This window comes from uncultured Piscinibacter sp. (assembly GCF_937952055.1).
Taxonomy (GTDB): Bacteria; Pseudomonadota; Gammaproteobacteria; order Burkholderiales; family Burkholderiaceae_C; genus Piscinibacter.
On record NZ_CALFYO010000021.1, the window covers coordinates 210114 to 226744 of the forward strand.

The 16631-nt window shown below is 71.8% G+C and carries 16 protein-coding genes; 11 read left to right on the plus strand and 5 right to left on the minus strand.

Annotated features, from left to right (window positions below; all coding sequences use genetic code 11):
- Positions 1 to 76 precede the first annotated feature (76 nt).
- A complete protein-coding gene (locus Q0599_RS15280; RefSeq protein ID WP_298832711.1) occupies positions 77 to 979 on the plus strand; it encodes an AEC family transporter in 903 nt (300 codons plus the stop codon).
- Position 980: 1 nt separating this feature from the next.
- On the opposite strand, the gene queG is transcribed toward Q0599_RS15280, so the two are convergent.
- On the minus strand, positions 981 to 2063 hold the full coding sequence (gene queG, locus Q0599_RS15285) for a tRNA epoxyqueuosine(34) reductase QueG (protein ID WP_298830984.1): 1083 nt from the start codon (positions 2061 to 2063) through the stop codon (positions 981 to 983).
- Between queG and tsaE the strand changes: the two genes are divergently transcribed.
- Genes tsaE through Q0599_RS15305 form a run of 4 tightly spaced genes read left to right on the plus strand, consistent with a single transcriptional unit; the run spans position 2064 to position 6061 of the window.
- A complete protein-coding gene (gene tsaE / locus Q0599_RS15290; RefSeq protein WP_298830987.1) occupies positions 2064 to 2528 on the plus strand; it encodes a tRNA (adenosine(37)-N6)-threonylcarbamoyltransferase complex ATPase subunit type 1 TsaE in 465 nt (154 codons plus the stop codon).
- Positions 2525 to 3850 (plus strand): N-acetylmuramoyl-L-alanine amidase, encoded by a 1326-nt coding sequence (locus tag Q0599_RS15295; protein WP_298830988.1) that lies wholly within the window; start codon positions 2525 to 2527, stop codon positions 3848 to 3850. The genes tsaE and Q0599_RS15295 overlap by 4 nt, the downstream gene beginning before the upstream one ends.
- Positions 3851 to 3863: 13 nt before the next feature.
- A complete protein-coding gene (locus tag Q0599_RS15300) occupies positions 3864 to 5060 on the plus strand; it encodes a polysaccharide pyruvyl transferase family protein (protein ID WP_298830991.1) in 1197 nt (398 codons plus the stop codon).
- 59 nt (positions 5061 to 5119) lie between these two features.
- Positions 5120 to 6061: an alpha/beta hydrolase gene (locus Q0599_RS15305; RefSeq protein WP_298830994.1), complete on the plus strand. Its 942-nt coding sequence runs from the start codon at positions 5120 to 5122 to the stop codon at positions 6059 to 6061.
- Positions 6062 to 6071: 10 nt separating this feature from the next.
- On the opposite strand, the gene Q0599_RS15310 is transcribed toward Q0599_RS15305, so the two are convergent.
- Together Q0599_RS15310 and Q0599_RS15315 are read right to left on the minus strand one after the other, a co-directional pair.
- Entirely contained in the window at positions 6072 to 6713 is a 642-nt protein-coding gene (locus Q0599_RS15310) for a DedA family protein (RefSeq protein ID WP_298830997.1), read from the minus strand.
- A 90-nt stretch (positions 6714 to 6803) separates the two neighbouring features.
- Positions 6804 to 7838 (minus strand): HD domain-containing phosphohydrolase, encoded by a 1035-nt coding sequence (locus Q0599_RS15315; protein ID WP_298830999.1) that lies wholly within the window; start codon positions 7836 to 7838, stop codon positions 6804 to 6806.
- Positions 7839 to 8086: 248 nt separating this feature from the next.
- On the opposite strand from Q0599_RS15315, the gene mutL reads away from it, so the two are divergent.
- Genes mutL through Q0599_RS15335 form a run of 4 tightly spaced genes read left to right on the plus strand, consistent with a single transcriptional unit; the run spans position 8087 to position 12926 of the window.
- A complete protein-coding gene (gene mutL / locus Q0599_RS15320; RefSeq protein ID WP_298831002.1) occupies positions 8087 to 9874 on the plus strand; it encodes a DNA mismatch repair endonuclease MutL in 1788 nt (595 codons plus the stop codon).
- Between the two features lie 31 nt (positions 9875 to 9905).
- A complete protein-coding gene (locus Q0599_RS15325; protein ID WP_298831004.1) occupies positions 9906 to 10757 on the plus strand; it encodes an alpha/beta fold hydrolase in 852 nt (283 codons plus the stop codon).
- Positions 10758 to 10781: 24 nt separating this feature from the next.
- A complete protein-coding gene (locus Q0599_RS15330; protein WP_298831006.1) occupies positions 10782 to 11885 on the plus strand; it encodes a pseudouridine synthase in 1104 nt (367 codons plus the stop codon).
- A 6-nt stretch (positions 11886 to 11891) separates the two neighbouring features.
- Positions 11892 to 12926 carry a cupin-like domain-containing protein gene (locus Q0599_RS15335; protein WP_298831009.1) on the plus strand — a complete coding sequence of 345 codons (1035 nt, stop codon included), beginning with the start codon at positions 11892 to 11894 and terminating at the stop codon, positions 12924 to 12926.
- Positions 12927 to 12933: 7 nt separating this feature from the next.
- Here the strand turns inward: Q0599_RS15335 and Q0599_RS15340 are convergent, their stop codons facing one another.
- Both Q0599_RS15340 and Q0599_RS15345 read right to left on the minus strand, forming a co-directional pair.
- Entirely contained in the window at positions 12934 to 13872 is a 939-nt protein-coding gene (locus Q0599_RS15340) for a PA2778 family cysteine peptidase (RefSeq protein ID WP_298831012.1), read from the minus strand.
- Positions 13873 to 13877: 5 nt separating this feature from the next.
- Positions 13878 to 14279 carry a PA2779 family protein gene (locus Q0599_RS15345; protein WP_298831015.1) on the minus strand — a complete coding sequence of 134 codons (402 nt, stop codon included), beginning with the start codon at positions 14277 to 14279 and terminating at the stop codon, positions 13878 to 13880.
- 193 nt (positions 14280 to 14472) lie between these two features.
- Between Q0599_RS15345 and Q0599_RS15350 the strand changes: the two genes are divergently transcribed.
- Positions 14473 to 15690, plus strand: a complete 1218-nt coding sequence (locus Q0599_RS15350) for a multidrug effflux MFS transporter (protein ID WP_298831018.1) — start codon at positions 14473 to 14475, stop codon at positions 15688 to 15690.
- Entirely contained in the window at positions 15687 to 16628 is a 942-nt protein-coding gene (miaA, locus tag Q0599_RS15355; protein WP_298831021.1) for a tRNA (adenosine(37)-N6)-dimethylallyltransferase MiaA, read from the plus strand. The genes Q0599_RS15350 and miaA overlap by 4 nt, the downstream gene beginning before the upstream one ends.
- The last annotated feature ends 3 nt before the right edge of the window (positions 16629 to 16631 follow it).

Consider the following 16631-nt stretch of genomic DNA (forward strand, 5'->3'; position numbering starts at 1 on the left):
GGGAGACGGGCCGGGCTGTGGGAAGTACGCACAGGGTGGACCCGGACATCGGACCCGCCGCTGGCAAACTCGCATGATGCCCGACGCCCTGCTGCTGCTGCCCGATTTCACCCTGATCGTGATCGGCTGGCTGCTGTGCCGCCACACGCCGCTGAACCGCAGCGTCTGGGACGGCGTCGAGCGGCTCGTCTACTACCTGCTCTTCCCGGCGCTGCTGTTCAGCGCCATCCTGCGGCACCCGCTGCAGCCCTCGGCGGCCGCGGCGCTGGCCGGTTGCGGGCTCGGCGTGGTGCTGCTGGGCGTGACGCTGGCCTACGCGATCGGGCGCTGGCCCGGGGTCGACGCCAGGCTCCATGCCTCGGGCGCGCAGGTGGCGTTCCGCTTCAACTCGTACGTGGCGCTGGCGCTTGCCGAGCGCCTGGCGGGCATCCAGGGCGTGGCCTGGGTGGCGCTGCTCGTCGCGCTGTGCGTGCCGCTGTGCAACATCGCCGCAGTGTGGCCGCTGGCGCGGCACGGCGGCCAGGGCTTCTGGCGCGAGCTGGCGCGCAACCCGCTGATCGTCAGCACGGCCGCCGGCCTGGCCTGCAACCTGCTGGGCATCCGCCTGCCCGATCTGGCGACGACGACGCTGGTGCGCATCGGCGCCGCCGCGCTGCCGCTCGGGCTGATGGCCGTGGGCGCCGGGCTCACCTTCGGCGGACTGAGACGCGCGCCGGCGCTGGCCGCGGCCCTGCTGTCGATCCGCCACGCGGTGCTGCCGGCCTTCGCCATCGCGGCGGTGATCGCGCTGCGCATGCCGCCGGCGCAACAGGCCATCGTGGTCGCCTTCGCCGCTCTGCCCACCGCGTCCAGCGCCTACGTGCTGGCCGCACGCATGGGCGGCGACGGCAGCTTCGTCGCCGGGCTGGTCACGCTGTCGACGCTGATCGGCATGGCCGGGTTGCCGCTGGCACTGCTGATCCTGCAGGCGGTCGCCTGAGTCAATCCTGCGCCAAGGCCCAGTCGATGTGCTCGCGCAGCAGTGCATCGGCATGCTCGCGCCCCGCCCGCAGCGCCTGCCGGACGGCTTCGCCTGCCCCGGCGCGCAGCGCGTTGCCCATCGCCACGGCCAGGTTGCGCCGCCAGCGCGCGTGGCCGATGCGGCGGATCGCACTGCCTTCGGTGCGGCGCAGGAACTCGGCCTCGTCCCAGCCCCACAGCGCGAGCAAGGTCCCGCCCGTGAGGCCTTCGCGCCCGTCGAAGTCAGGCAGCGTGCTGCGCTGCACGTACTTGTTCCACGGACAGGCGAGCTGGCAGTCGTCGCAGCCGTAGATGCGGTTGCCCATCGCCGCGCGCATCTCGAGCGGGATCGGCCCATCGTGCTCGATGGTGAGGTAGGAGATGCAGCGGCGCGCATCGAGCCGGTAGGGTGCGACGATGGCGCGTGTCGGGCAGGCGTCGAGGCAGGCCGTGCAGCGGCCGCAATGCGGTTCGGCCGGATCGGTCAGCGGCAGCGGCAGGTCGACGTAGATTTCGCCGAGGAAGAACATCGAGCCTGCCTCGCGGTGCAGCGCCAGCGTGTGCTTGCCTCGCCAGCCGATGCCGCTCTTCGCGGCGAGCTCGACCTCGAGCACCGGTGCCGAGTCGGTGAAGACGCGGTGGCCGAACGGGCCCACCGCGTCGGCGAGCCGGTCCACGAGGCGCTGCAGCCGGCTGCGCATCACCTTGTGATAGTCGCGTCCACGGGCATAGAGGGACACCGCCGCCTCGGCGGGGCGCGCCAGGCGCTGCCACTCGATCGCCTGCCAGCCCTCGGGCGCGGCGCGCGGCAGGTAGTCCATGCGCGCGGTGACCACGCGCACCGTGCCCGGCACCAGTTCGGCCGGCCGCGCGCGCCGCAGGCCATGCGCGGCCATGTAGTCCATCGAACCGTGGAATCCGTTCTGCAGCCACTGGAGCAGGCCCGCCTCGGCGGAACCCAGGTCCACGTCGGCGACTCCGATCTGGGAAAATCCCTCCGCCGCGGCCCATGCGCGCAATTGCGCGAGCAGGGCCGGCCCGTCCAACTCGCGATCGACGCTCATTTGACGATTCTAGGAAGCCGCACGCTGCATTGGGCCAACGAGGCCGACTGCGAGGCCACCGCGCGTTCGCTGGCTGCGCTGTCCGCGCTGCGCGACGCCTTCGTCGAGCTGCACGGCCCGCTGGGCGCCGGCAAGACCACCTTCGCGCGGCACCTGCTGCATGCGCTGGGCGTCGCCGGGCGCGTGAAGAGCCCGACCTACGCTGTGATGGAGCCCTACGAACTGCCCGGCGGCATGGTCTGGCACTTCGACTTCTACCGCTTCAACGACCCGCAGGAATGGGAGGACGCCGGCTTCCGCGATGTCTTCGCCAGCCCCGGCCTGAAGCTCGCCGAGTGGCCCGAGAAGGCGGAGGGGCTGCTGCCCGCGCCCGACCTGCGCGTGGACATCGAGCCGCTGGAGGGCGAGGCACGCCGTGTCACGCTGGCCGCCTGCACGCCGCGCGGACTGGAACTGCTGCCATGAGCACCACGCGACGCGACGCGATCCGCGCCATGGGCTCGCTGGTGCTGCTGCTCGGCCCGGCGGAGATCGCGCACGGGGCGAGCATCGTCGCCGTGCGCGTCTGGCCGGCCGAGGACTACACGCGCGTGACGATCGAATCCGACGCGGCCCTCACCGAGAAGCACTTCCTCGCGCAGAACCCGCCTCGCCTGGTGATCGACGTCGAGGGCCTGGAGTTGAGTCCGGCGCTGCGGGAATTGGTCGGCAAGGTGCGCGGCGACGACCCGTTCATCGCCGGCGTGCGCGTCGGCCAGAACAAGCCGCGGGTGGTGCGCCTGGTCATCGACCTCAAGCAGGCCACGGCGCCGCAGCTGTTCACGCTCGCGCCGGTGGCGGCCTACCAGCACCGCATGGTGTTCGACCTGCGCCCGGTCGAGGAACGTGACCCGCTGTTGGCGCTGATCGCCGAGAAGGAGCAGGCCGAGCAGGAGGCTGCGCAGGCCGTGCGCGACGCGCTCGGCGAATTCATCGGCCGCATGGACAAGTCGCCGATGGCCAAGAGCACGCCGCCGGCGCCGCCGCTGCAGACCCCCGCTCCCGCTGCGCCGACCAAGCTGGCCAAGGAGAAGATCGACCGGCTGATCGTTGTCGCGATCGATCCCGGCCACGGCGGCGAGGACCCGGGCGCCGTCGGTCCGAGCGGCCTGAAGGAGAAGGACGTCGTGCTGGCGGTGGCGTTGAAGCTGCGCGATCGCCTCAACGCCCTGCCCGGCATGCGGGTGATGATGACGCGCGATGCCGACTTCTTCGTGCCGCTGCAGGACCGCGTGCGTAAGGCGCGGCGCGTGCAGGCCGACCTGTTCGTCTCCATCCATGCCGACGCCTTCATCACCCCCAAGGCGCGCGGCGCCTCGGTGTTCGCGCTCAGCGAGGGTGGTGCCTCGAGCAGCGCGGCGCGCTGGCTGGCCGACAAGGAGAACGCCGCGGACCTCGTCGGCGGCATCAACGTGAAGAACCGCCATGCGGACGTGATGCGCACCCTGCTCGACATGAGCACCACCGCGCAGATCAAGGACAGCCTCAGGCTCGGCCGCGAGGTGCTGGGCCAGATCGGCAAGGTCGGCCGCCTGCACAAGCCGCGCGTCGAGCAGGCCGGCTTTGCGGTGCTGAAAGCGCCGGACATTCCGTCCATCCTCGTCGAGACGGCGTTCATCTCCAACCCGCAGGAAGAACGCAAGCTGCGCGACCCGAGCTACCAGACCGAGCTGGTCGACGCACTGGAGGCGGGCATCACGCGCTACTTCGCGCGCAACCCGCCGCTGGCACGCACGCGGCAGCTCTGACGGCCGCGCCGGCATGGCTGCGCCCATCGTCTTGTTCGGCGCCTTCGACCGCCACAACCTGGGCGACCTGCTCTTTCCGCATGTGGCCGCCGCCCTGCTCGGTGACGCGCCCGTCCAGTTCGCCGGCATCGCGGCGCGCGACCTGCGCGGCGTGGGCGGCCACGACGTTCGATGCATCGTCGAGCTGGCCGCTCGCCGCGACGACCGACCGGTGCGGCTGTTGCATGTCGGCGGCGAGACGCTGACCTGCGGCGCCTGGCCGGCGGCGGTGATGCTGTTGCCGCCCGGCGAGGTGCAGTCCACCGTGGCCTATCTCGAATCGCGTCCGGCGCGGCGTGCGGCCTGGCTGCGCGAGGTGCTCGGCCGGCAGACGCTCGCACCCTACGTGCTCTCGCGCGCCGACTGGCCGTCGCTGCAGCGTGTCGTGCACGCCGGCGTCGGCGGCGTGGAGCTGGACCGCGTCGACGCCGCGATGCGCGCGGAGGTGCTGGGCAAGCTGCGCGCCGCCGATGCGCTGGGCGTGCGCGACCGGCGCACGCAGGCGCTGCTCGCGCGCGAAGGCATCGCGGCCGTGCTGCTGCCCGACCCGGCGGTGATGGTCGCCGAGCTGTTCGGCGCGCGCATCCGGCGCCAGGGCGAAGCCGGCGAGCCGGCTGCGATGCGCACCGCCTTCCCCCAGGGCTACCTCGCCGTGCAGTTCAGCGCTGCGTTCGGCGACGACAGCACGCTGGCGACGATCGCCGCGCAGCTCGCGCGTGCCATCGCCGCCACCGGTCTCGGCGTGGTGTTGTTCCGCGCCGGCGCGGCGCCCTGGCACGACGATCTGGACGGCCTCGAGCGCGTTGCGCAGCGGCTGCCCGCGGCGTCGGTGCGCGTGTTCCACTCGCTCGACGTCTGGGACCTGTGCGCGCTGCTCGCCGGCTGTGCCGCCTGCGTGAGCAGCAGCCTGCACGGTCGCATCGTGGCGACGGCCTTCGCGCGGCCGCGCCTGAGCCTGCAGCCGGCCGATGCGGGCGGACGCATCGTCAAGAGCGATGCCTTCGCGCAGACCTGGGACGAGGTGGCGCGTCCGGCCGCCGTGCCGGCCGAACTGTCCGACGGGCTCGATGCGGCGCTGGCCGTCGACACTTCGGCGCTGGACCGCATCGCCCAGCGGCTCATCGCCGCCTACCGCGATGGCTTCACGCGGCTCCGGACCGCCCTCGACTGACGGCTCGGCCGGCATTCAGGCAAGATCACCACCGGCTGATGCTCCGATTCCTCCCCGCCATGCTCCATCCCCACGCCCAGGCCCTGCTCGACCTGATCGCCGAACGCGGCGTGCCGCCCACGCACACGCTCACGCCGGCCGAAGCGCGCGCCGTCTACCGCGACCGCCGCGGCTTCACCCAGCCCGCGCCAGCGACGGTGGCGGAAGTTCGCGAACTGCAGGCGCAGGGCCCGCATGGCGCCATCCCGCTGCGTCTGTACCGGCCGCTCGACGCGATGCCCGACAGCGTGCTGCCGGCACTGGTCTACTACCACGGCGGCGGCTGGGTGATCGGCGACCTCGACACCCACGACACGCTCTGCCGCGAACTGGCCAACCACTCGGGCTGCGCGGTGGTGTCCGTCGACTACCGGCTCGCGCCCGAGCACCGATTTCCGGCCGCGGTGGACGACGCCATCGCCGCGGCGCGCTGGGTGCAGCGGGAGGCGAAGTCCCTGCGGATCGACGCCGAGCGCATCGCCGTGGGCGGCGACAGCGCCGGCGGCAACCTCGCCGCGGTGGTGGCCATCGCCGCGCGCGACGCGGGCGACCTGCCGCTCGCGTATCAGCTGCTCATCTACCCGGCCACCGACCAGCACCGCAACGCTCCGTCGCACCGGACGAACGGCCAGGGCTACCTGCTGACCACCGACACGATGGCCTACTTCACCGACCACTACATCCCCGAGCCGGCGCATTACGCCGACTGGCGCGCTTCGCCGCTGCTGCATCCGGATCTCTCGCGCCTGCCGCCTGCGCTGGTGCTCACGGCCGGCTACGACCCGTTGCGCGACGAGGGCCTGGCCTATGCGCAGAAGCTCAGCGAAGCCGGCAACCGCGCCACGCACCTGAGCTTCGAGCGCCAGATCCACGGCTTCATCTTGATGGGCAGGGTGCTCGACGAGGCCAACACCGCCGTGAGGTTGTGCGCCGCGGCGTTGCGCGACGCCCTGCGCGGCTGAACCGACCGCCTCAGGCGGCGGCTCGCCGCGCCTTCCAGGCGCCGAACATCACGACCAGGCCCGGGAGCAGGATGGCCGCCCAGATGATCTTGTCGAGGTTCTCCTGCACCCAGGGAATGTTGCCGAACAGGTAGCCGGCCAGCGTCACCCCGCCCACCCACAGCGTGGCGCCGACGATGTTGAACAGCGTGAAGCGGCTGCGCGTCATCGCCGCCACGCCGGCGACGAAGGGCACGAAGGTGCGCAGGAACGGGAAGAAGCGGGCCGCGATGATGGTGATGCCGCCGTAGCGCTCGTAGAAGGCATGGGCCTGGTTGAAGGCATCCTTGTTGAAGAAGCGCGTGTTCTCCCAGCGGAACACCTTGGGCCCGAAGTAGCGGCCGATGCTGTAGTTGCACTGGTCGCCGAGGATGGCCGCCGCGCAGAGCAGCGCCACCGCGAGTGGAAAGTTCATCAGCCCGGCGCCGCACAGCGCCCCGACCACGAAGAGCAGCGAGTCGCCCGGCAGGAAGGGCATCACCACCACGCCGGTCTCGACGAAGACGATCAGGAAGAGCAGCGCATACACCCAGGCGCCGTAGCTGGCCACGAAATTGGCGAGATGCACGTCGACGTGCAGGATGAAGTCGATCAGGAACGCCACGATGTCCATGGGCGGCGATTATCGATGCCGCACGCCGCCGCTCACGCGCCCGGGTCGAAGGCGCGGGTCGCGCGTGTCCTCCTCGCCGAGCACTGCCAATTACTCGCGCGTGACGCCCGCGTTGTGGAGCATGCGTTGCAGGGTCTCGACCTGCTCGGAGATGGAGCGCAGCACCTCGCCCCGCGCCTCGTCCGCCCCGGCCGGCAGCGAGACGGCCCGCTCGCCCCAGTCGCTGACCAGATCGGACAGCAACTGCAGCCGATGCACCGCCTCCTCGACCAGCACGGTGGAGGCCTCCTCGGGCGGAGGCAGGCCGCGAAGCAGGCGATGGATGGAAGGCACCAGCGCGGGGTCGAAGCGCAGCGGGCTCATGCGCAGCAGCAGAGAGACGCGCATCTCGGGATAGCGGCGCTTGCCATCGAACATCGCGGTGACCACCTCGGCCAGCGAGAGCACGCGCCCGAGCGGGCTGATCGCGTCGCCAGCCAGTCCGCGCGGACAGCCCGAGCCATCGAGGCGCTCGTGGTGCTCGAGCACCGCCCGTGCCACTTCGCGCGGATAGGCGTGAAAGCGCTGCAGCTGCATCGAGCCGGTCAGCGGATGGGTGTAAAGGGGCCGCCGCTCGTCGCCGTGCAGCCGCTGCTCGGGCACGAGAAGTTCGGGTGCGACATGGAGCATGCCGAGGTCGTGCAGCAATCCGGCCGCCGCCGCGGACTGCGTGTCGTGCGTCGACGCGCCGCCCTCGCGCACGAGATGCGCGCACAGCAGCGCCGCCCGCAGGCTGTGGTCGAACAGCTCCGGCCGCGTTTCCTGCATCAGCGTCAGCTGGAAGGCCACCGGCGTGGGCAGCGGCATGGACTGCACTGCCTCGAGCAGCATGTTGCGGATGCGCCCCGGCGGGCCCAGCTGGGCGAAGAAGCCCGCCCGGTCGAGCAGGCGCTCGATGTCACCACGCAGGGTCTTGCCGGTCACGCTGGGCTCGCTGCTGAGGCATTCGTCCAGCGGCACGCTCAGGCGGTGGCTCACCAGCCGCTCGTAGAGGCTGCTGTCGACCACAATGCCACCTTCGAGCAGCTTGACGCCGTTCTCGTTGAAGATGGCCCGCGAGGTCACGACCGGCCGCCGACGGGCCATGTCGGTGACGGACCTCAGGAAGGCCTCGCCTTGCCGAGCTGGGGCCTCAACCGTGACGGTATTCATGTCACTTGTGACTCTATCCATCAATCCGTCGGCCGATCCGCGGAGGTGGGCGGCGAACCACGCCCAAACGTGAGGCTTTCTACAATCGGACCCCACTCCTTGCCCGCCGGACGCCATGACCTTCGAAACCCCGCACGACGCCCGCGCGCTGCAGCGCGACGCTGGGCTCGCGCATTGAACGCATGAATGCCGTTGTCGACGTGCCGGCGCGCCGGCCGATCCGCGAACTGCCCGACGAGTTGGTCAGCCAGATCGCGGCCGGCGAGGTGGTCGAGCGGCCGGCCTCGGTGGTGCGCGAGCTGGTCGACAACGCGCTCGACGCGGGGGCCACCGAGATCGTCGTGCGCCTGGGCGGCGGCGGCATCCGCACCATCCTTGTCGAGGACGACGGCTGCGGCATTCCGGCGGCCGAGCTGCCGCTGGCGCTGCGCCGCCACGCGACGAGCAAGATCGCCTCGCTGCACGACCTGGAGCACGTGGCCACGATGGGCTTCCGCGGCGAGGCGCTGGCGGCGATCGCCTCGGTGGCCGAGCTGAGCATCGCCAGCCGCACGCGCGACGCGCCGCACGCGCAGCGCCTCGAGGCGCGCTCGGGCGAGCTCGCCCCGGCGGCGCGCGCCACCGGCACCAGCATCGAGGTGCGCGAACTGTTCTTCGCCACGCCGGCACGGCGCAAGTTCCTCAAGACCGAGGCCACCGAGCTGGCGCACTGCGTCGAGGCGGTGCGCCGCCACGCGCTGACGCGGCCCGACGTGTCCTTCACCGTGTGGCACGACGGCAAGCTGGTGCAGCAGTGGCGCCGCACCACGCCGGAGCAGCGGCTGCGCGACGTGCTCGACGAAGACTTCGTCACGGCCAGCCGCGAGGTCTCGCTCGACCTCGGCGTGCTGCGCATCCGCGGCCGCGCCGGGCTGCCGGAGGCCGCCCGCTCGCGCGCCGACCAGCAGTACGTCTACGTCAACGGCCGCTACGTGCGCGACCGCCTCATCGCCCACGGCGTGCGCTCGGCCTACGAGGACGTGCTGCACGGCGCGCGGCAGCCGAGCTACGTGCTGTTCATCGAGATCGCACCGGAGCGCGTCGACGTCAACGTGCATCCGACCAAGATCGAGGTGCGCTTCCGCGAGGCGCGCGAGGTGCACCAGGCGGTGCGGCGCGCGGTGGACGCCGCGCTGGCAGTGTCGCGCGCCGGCGAGGTCACCGCGCCCGTCGTGGCGGAGCCGCTGGCTCCGCCCGCGTGGCCTGCCTCTCGGCCCTGGCCCGCGACGACGCCGCAACAGGCTTCGCTCGGTCTGCAGCAGGCGGCCACGCTGTTCGCGCAGGAGCCACCGCCCGCCTGGGCACACACGCCGGCCGCGATGGCCCCCGCCCTGAGCGCCGGCAGCGACTGGCCACTCGGCCGCGCGCTGGCCCAGGTGGCCGGCATCTACATCCTCGCCGAGAACGAGCTGGGCCTGGTGATCGTCGACATGCACGCGGCGCACGAGCGCATCGTCTACGAGCGGCTGAAGGCCAGCCTCGCCGGCGCGGAGATCGAGTCTCAGCCGCTGCTCATTCCCGCCACCTTCGCCGCCACGCCGCAGGAGGTCACCACTGCCGAGCAGCAGGCCGACAACCTGCGCCGCCTGGGCCTGGACGTCGCGCCGCTGTCGCCGGGCGTGCTGGCCGTGCGCGCGCGCCCGGCGGCGCTGGCCGGCGGCGACGTGGTCGAGCTGGCGCGCAGCGTGCTCGCCGAGCTGGGCCAGTACGACGCCAGCAACGTCATCCAGCGTGCCCAGCACGAGATCCTCTCGACCATGGCCTGCCACGGCGCCGTGCGCGCCAACCGCCAGCTCACGCTGGAGGAGATGAACGCGCTGCTGCGCGACATGGAGCGTACCGAGCGGGCCGATCAGTGCAACCACGGCCGTCCCACCTGGCGCCAGTTGACGCTGAAGGAACTCGACACCTTGTTCTGGCGCGGGCGTTGAACTTTTGGCTCGGCGGCGTGCTCAGTTGCCCATGAATCGAAGCATGCATGTGCTGCGCTGGCCCTTGATCGTGCTCGCCTTCGTCGCGCTGCTGGCCGGTTGCGCCACGCTCGACGAGAAGCAGCGCCAATGGATCTTCCAGCCCACCAGCGGCCAGCCGGCCTGGGCCGAGTCGCGCGCGGACGGCATGGAAGACGTGTGGATCGAGCATCGCTCCCAGGAGAGCGGCAGCCCGGTGCGGCTGCATGCGCTGTGGCTGCCGCATGCGAAGCCCGACGCGCCGGTGCTGCTGTACCTGCATGGCGCTCGGCGCAACATCTGGGGCAGCACCTTCCGCATGCGCAACATGCGCGACCTCGGCTTCGCCGTGCTGGCGGTGGACTACCGAGGCTTCGGCCGCAGCACCGTCGAGCTGCCCTCGGAGGCCGCCGTGCTGGAGGATGCCCGCGCCGCCTGGGACTGGCTGGCGCGCGAGCATGGGCAACGGCCGCGCTACATCTTCGGCCATTCGCTCGGCGGCGCGATCGCGGTGCAGCTCGCCGGCGAGGTGGACGACGCGCGCGGACTGATCGTCGAGGGCACCTTCACCTCCATCGCCGACGTGTTCCGGAGCTTCAAGTGGGGCTGGCTGCCGATCACGCCGTTGATCACCCAGCGTTTCGACTCGGCGAAACGCATCGGCCAGGTGCGCGTGCCGGTGCTCGTGGTGCACGGCAGCCAAGACGGCCTGATCCGCCCCGAACTGGGCCGGGCCCTCTACGAGCGCGCGGCGGCGCCGAAGCGCTTCGTGCTCGTCGAGGGCGGGACGCACTACAGCACCAACGGCGTCGGCCAGACGCTGTATCGCGACGCGCTGCGCGAGCTGTTCGGCCACGAGGGCTGAGTCGGCCATGGTCCAATCGGCGCCATGGCCACCCTGAAACTGAAGAAGCCCGCCGCGGCGTCGCCGGCGGCCGCCCGGCGCGCACCGCTGCGCGGCAGCGGCGCGAAGCCGCGGCCGACGCTGGCGCAGGCGCAGGCCGAACGCGCCGAACGTGCGGTGCAGCGCCCTGCCGCAGAGCCGCGGCAACGGCCCGCACCCGCGGGCAAGCCGGCCCCCGCCGCCAGAGGCGTTCGACCGCGCGGCGAGCCCGCACGCCCGGCGCGCCCCCTGCCTCCGGCCACGCCCGCCCGGCCCACCGCCCCCAACACCGCCCCCAACACCGCCTTCGACGCCCGGCCGCGCCCGGCCTCCCCGCCGCCCGCCGCCGGCCCGGTGCACGCCGATGGCAGCCTGCGCCTGTCCAAGCGCATGAGCGAGCTCGGGCTGGCCTCGCGCCGCGAGGCCGACGAATGGATCGCCCGCGGCTGGGTGCGCGTCGACGGCACCGTCGTTGCCGAGCTCGGCGCGCGCGTGCTGCCCGACCAGCAGATCACCATCGACAAGAGGGCCCGCACCCAGCAGGCGCAGCGCGTCACCGTGCTGCTCAACAAGCCGGTCGGCTACGTCAGCGGCCAGGCCGAGGACGGCTACGAACCCGCCTACGTGCTGGTCACGCCGGTCAACCGCTGGCGCGAGGACGGCAGCGGCATCACCTTCCAGCGCGAGCATCTCAAGCACCTCGCCCCCGCCGGCCGGCTCGACATCGATTCGGTGGGCCTGCTCGTGCTCACGCAGGACGGCCGCATCGCCAAGCAGCTCATCGGCGAGGACAGCGAGGTCGAGAAGGAGTATCTCGTGCGCGTCGAGCCGATCGACGGGCAGCGTCTCTCGGCCGAGGGCCTGCGCCTGCTCAACCACGGGCTCGAACTCGACGGCGAAGCACTCGCGCCGGCACGCGTCGACTGGGTCAACGAGGACCAGCTGCGCTTCGTGCTCACCGAGGGCAAGAAGCGACAGATCCGGCGCATGTGCGAGGCCGTGGGCCTGAAGGTCACCGGCCTGAAGCGCGTGCGCATCGGCCGCGTGATGCTCGGCGACCTGCCGGCGGGCCAGTGGCGCTATCTCTCTCCTGACGAACACTTTGTCTGAATCGCGATGAACGTGCCGACGAACACCCAGCCGCAGCCCGTGCTGGCCGACCACTGGCTGCAATGGATGGCGGAGAACCGGCTGCGCGGCTGCACGCCCGAGTCAATGGTCGAGACCATGGTCGCCGCCGGGCTCGACCGTGCCCTGTGCACCCAGGCCATCCCGATGCTCGAAGCCGACCCGGTCTACAAGGCAGCGGTGCGCCACCAGCAATTGCTGAGAAAGCTCGAGTCGGTGGTCGCCAACCAGCAGAAGCTGTGGGAGATGCGGCCCGGCTACGGCATGGTGGAGAAGCGCGCCGGCGTGTCGCGCGACGAGCTGTTCGAGCGCTACATCTGCGGCAGCCGCCCGCTGGTGCTGACCGACATCGCGGCCGATTGGCCGGCGATGCGGCGCTGGTCAGCGGCCGCCCTGAAGGCGCGCTTCGGCCATGTCGACATCGAGATCCAGGCCGAGCGCAACGCCGACCCACGCTACGAAGAGAACAAGCTGCAGCATCGCCACGTGGTGCGGCTGGCCGACTTCGTCGACCGCGTGCTCGCCGGCGGCCCGACCAACGACTACTACATGACGGCCAACAACGAGGCGCTGCGCCGGCCCGAGTTCGCACCGCTGCTCGACGACATCGGCACGTTGCCCCCGATCTGCGACCGCGCCGAGCTGCCGCGCCTGTCCTCCTTCTGGTTCGGCCCGGCGGGCACCAACACACCGCTGCACCACGACACCCTCATGCTGTTCCACACCCAGGTGGTGGGCCGCAAGCGCTGGCGCTTCATCTCGCCGCTGGAAACGCCCAAGCTGTACAACTTCAACAACGTGTTCAGCCCGATCGACATCGACCGGCCCGACCTGGCGCGCTATCCGCTGTTCAGCCAGGTGACGGTTCTGGAGGTGATCGCCGAGCCGGGCGACACGGTGTTCCTGCCGCTGGGCTGGTGGCATCAGGTCAGCTCGCTGGACGTGAGCCTGTCCTTCTCGTACTCCAACCTCGCAGTGCCCAATCACTACAGCTTCCAGAACCCGGACATCCACGACTGGTGAGCCGGGCTCAGGGGCCGCGAGAGAGCCTGTCCAGCAGGGCGGTGGCGCGGTCGGTCCAGGCCGCGTCGGCGACCCTCACCGCCTCGCGCGCCGCCGCGAGCGCCGCCTCGCGCTGGCCGAGTTCGGCGCGCGTGCTGGCAAGATTCATCCATGCCGGCGCGCTCGCGGGAAAGAGGCGCGTGGCGTCGTCGAAGGCCTGCGCGGCGCCGGCCTTGTCGCCGCTGGCGTACAGGCTGTTGCCCAGGCCCATCTGCAGGCTGAGGCTGCCGCCCCAGCGTTCGAGCGCGCTGCGGTAGGCCTTCACCGCCTGCGCCGGGCGCGCTGCGCGCTCGAAGCCCACCGCCGCCTCCACGACGGCGCTCTCCTCGGCGGTGGCCGGCCAGCGGCCCGGCGGCAGCGCCACGAAGGCCCAGCTGCCGGCACGCACCCAGGTGTGCTCGAAGGTGCGCAGCGGCAGCGCCAGGCGTTCGGTGGTGCCCGAGCGCAGCAGCATGTCCCCGGCGGCGAGGTCGTAGCCGATCGCCACCGCGTAGTGCCACTGTGGGTACCAGCTCAGACCAAGGTTCTGCAGCACGACCACCGCATGGCCGGCCTGCAGCTCGCGCAGCACGGCCTCCAGCGTGCCGGGCAGCCGCGTGGCGACGGCACCGTGTCGGCGCGCGCCGGCAATCATCTCGAGCTGCAGCGTGCCGGTGCGTGCCGGCAGGAACACCTGTTCGCCCAGCAGTTTCGGCGTGGCGTCAGGCGCAATATCGGCCAGCACGGTGGCCAGCGCGGCCGGGCCACAGTGGTACTCCGTCTGGGGGACGAAGGGGGTGGCCGTCAGCTCCACGCGGGCAGCCAGACCGGCAGGCGGGGCACGGCGCAGTGCCTCCGTCTGCACGGCGCAGCCCGACAGCAGCAGCACGAGCGCGGCGACCCGCCACGCGCGCGCTGCGCTGCCCACGGCGATCAGCGGATCGCGCGGGTGAACGGGAAGATCTTCGTGAAGCCGAGGATGTCGGTGATGAGCAGCAGCACGAAGATGAAGATGATCGTGCCGAGCACGTCGCTGGCGCCGGCCGGTGCGGTGTCGAGCGTGTGTGCGACATGGGCGACTTCGGCGTCGGTGAGCGCCGCGACCCGGGCCTTCGCCTGCTCGAGGTCGATGCCGCGCTCCTGCAGCCCGGCGGCCACGTCGGCGCGGGTGAGCATCGAGTTCACGTAGGCGCGCTGCTCAGCGGCGCTGGTAACGCCCTCGCTCGCCGCCACCTGCTCGGTGCTGACCAGGGTGGCCTGCGCGCTGTGCACGAAGCCGGCGAAGCTGAGGCATACGGCGATCAGGCGGGTCATCCAACGGGTCGTTGTCTTCATCGGTCGTCCTTTGTTCGAGCTGCGACTTGCTGATTGATTGTGAACCGCGCATGGGCAAGCCTCCCATGACGCGGTCACTATCGTAACAAGTGGCTGACGCGCCTGGTCACCGAATGCAACGGCGCTGAAAGGGTCGTCGCGGCGTGCCTGTTAGGCTCTCGGCATGTCGTCTCCGGTTCCCGCGCGCCCCCGCATGAGCGCGCCGGTGGTGGTGCTGCTGCTCACGCTGTTGCTGGGCATCCAGCCGATCACCACCGATCTCTACCTGCCCGCGCTGCCCACGCTGCAGCGCGACCTCGGCGCCAGCATGTCGGCCACGCAGCTGACGCTGTCGGCGCTGATCATCTGCTTCGGCCTCGCGCAGCTCGTCGCCGGCCCGCTCGCAGACCGCTTCGGCCGGCGGCCGGTGCTGCTGACCGGCATGGTGGTCTACACGCTGGCCAGCGTGGCCAGTGCGCTGGCGCCGAGCATCGAGTGGCTGGTGGGCTGGCGCGCGCTGCAGGGCGCCGGCATGGCTGCCGCGGTGACCTGCGCGCGCTCGATCGTGCGCGACCTGTTCCCGCCCCAGGAGGGCGCGCGCGTGATGTCCAAGGCACTCAGCGGCTTGGGCGTGATCGCCATGGCCAGCCCGGTGCTCGGCGGCGTGATGGTGCAGTGGTTCGACTGGCATGCCGCGCTGCTGGTGGTGGCCGTGTTCGGCGCCGTCGCGCTGGCGGCGGTGCTGTGGCGCTACGAGGAGACCGTGCCGGCGCGCAACCCGCGCGCCACGCAGTTCGCGCCGCTGGCCGCCAACTGGGCGACGGTGCTGCGCCATCCGACCTTCCGCGCCTGGACGCTGCTGTCGGGCTTCGCCTACGGCGGGCTGTTCTTCCTGCTCGCCGGCACGTCCTTCGTCTACATCGGCGTGCTCGGCACGAGCAAGCTGGCCTACGGGCTGATCATGCTCAGCCAGTCGTTCGCCTACTTCGTGGGTACCTTCTGGTGCCGGCGCCTGCTCGCACGACACGGCCTGCGCGGCGCCGTGCGGCGCGGCGCAGTCTTCACGCTGGCCGGCGGCGTGTCCATGGCCGTGCTCGCGCTCGCGGGTGTGCACGCGGTGTGGGCGGTGATGCTGCCGTCGTGGCTGTACTGCCTCGGCCACGGCGTGCACCAGCCCTGCGGCCAGGCCGGCGCGGTCGGCCCTTTTCCCGAGAAGGCCGGCACCGCGGCCTCGCTGTCTGGGTTCTGGATGATGGCCGTCGCCTTCGGCGTCGGGCTCTTCCTCGGCCAGACCAGCGGCACCACGGTCTACCCGACCACGCTGGGCCTGGGCGCACTCAGCCTGGCGCTGTGCACGATCGCCTGGACGCTGGTGCAGCGCCACGGCGACCCGGTGTCCGAGCACCTCGCGGCGCAGGCGAACCCGGCGTGAGTGCGGCGTCGGCATGCCTGTGCCTGGCCGGGCCCACCGCGGCCGGCAAGACCGCGGCCGCGCTGGCCATTGCACAGGCTCTGCCGGTGGAGATCGTCAGCGTCGACTCTGCGCTGGTCTACCGCGGCATGGACCTCGGCACTGCCAAGCCCTCGGCCGCCGACCGCGCCGCCGTAGCGCACCACCTGATCGACATCCTCGACCCGACGCAGCGCTACTCGGCGGCGCAGTTCGTCGCCGACGCGCGCCGGCTCGTCGCGGAGATCCGCGCGCGAGGCCGGCTGCCGCTGCTGGTCGGCGGCACCATGCTCTACTTCAAGGCGCTGTTCGAAGGGCTCGACGAGATGCCGCCCGCCGATGCCGTCGTGCGCGCCGCACTCGACGCCGAAGCGGCCGAACGCGGCTGGGCGGCGATGCACGCCGAGCTTGCGCGCATCGACCCGACCACGGCGGCGCGGCTGCCGCCCGGCGATGCGCAGCGCATCCAGCGCGCGCTGGAGGTGCACCGGCTCACGGGTCGGCCGATCTCCTCGTTCCACCGCGAGAAGTCGGCGGCGCGCGACCTGCCGCCGCTGCTCTCGCTCGAACCCGCCAGCCGCGCCTGGCTGCACGAGCGCATCGCGCAGCGTTTCGCGCAGATGCTCGCCACCGGCTTCGTCGACGAAGTGCGCGCGCTGCGTGCCCGCGGCGACCTGCATCCCGGTCTGCCCGCCATGCGCTGCGTCGGCTACCGGCAGGCCTGGGAGGCGCTCGACGCGGGCGATCTCGCCGCGCTGCCCGAGCGCGGCATCGCCGCCACGCGGCAGCTTGCCAAGCGGCAGCTCACCTGGCTGCGCGGCATGGGCTTCCGCGAGCTGCTGGCCTGCGACGATGGCGGTGCGATCGCGCGCACCGTCGAGCGCGCGAAACGGCACGCCGACGTGCTGATGGGGCGCTGAGCA

Coding starts and splice junctions, on each gene's coding strand:
- mutL (WP_298831002.1), top strand. CDS start 8,087: ATGAATGCCGTTGTCGACGTGCCGGCGCGCCGGCCGATCCGCGAACTG.
- Q0599_RS15330 (WP_298831006.1), top strand. CDS start 10,782: ATGGCCACCCTGAAACTGAAGAAGCCCGCCGCGGCGTCGCCGGCGGCC.
- Q0599_RS15350 (WP_298831018.1), top strand. CDS start 14,473: ATGAGCGCGCCGGTGGTGGTGCTGCTGCTCACGCTGTTGCTGGGCATC.
- Q0599_RS15300 (WP_298830991.1), top strand. CDS start 3,864: ATGGCTGCGCCCATCGTCTTGTTCGGCGCCTTCGACCGCCACAACCTG.
- queG (WP_298830984.1), bottom strand. CDS start 2,063: ATGAGCGTCGATCGCGAGTTGGACGGGCCGGCCCTGCTCGCGCAATTG.
- Q0599_RS15325 (WP_298831004.1), top strand. CDS start 9,906: ATGAATCGAAGCATGCATGTGCTGCGCTGGCCCTTGATCGTGCTCGCC.
- Q0599_RS15280 (WP_298832711.1), top strand. CDS start 77: ATGCCCGACGCCCTGCTGCTGCTGCCCGATTTCACCCTGATCGTGATC.
- Q0599_RS15310 (WP_298830997.1), bottom strand. CDS start 6,713: ATGGACATCGTGGCGTTCCTGATCGACTTCATCCTGCACGTCGACGTG.
- Q0599_RS15295 (WP_298830988.1), top strand. CDS start 2,525: ATGAGCACCACGCGACGCGACGCGATCCGCGCCATGGGCTCGCTGGTG.
- Q0599_RS15345 (WP_298831015.1), bottom strand. CDS start 14,279: ATGAAGACAACGACCCGTTGGATGACCCGCCTGATCGCCGTATGCCTC.
- Q0599_RS15335 (WP_298831009.1), top strand. CDS start 11,892: ATGAACGTGCCGACGAACACCCAGCCGCAGCCCGTGCTGGCCGACCAC.
- Q0599_RS15305 (WP_298830994.1), top strand. CDS start 5,120: ATGCTCCATCCCCACGCCCAGGCCCTGCTCGACCTGATCGCCGAACGC.
- Q0599_RS15315 (WP_298830999.1), bottom strand. CDS start 7,838: ATGGCCCGTCGGCGGCCGGTCGTGACCTCGCGGGCCATCTTCAACGAG.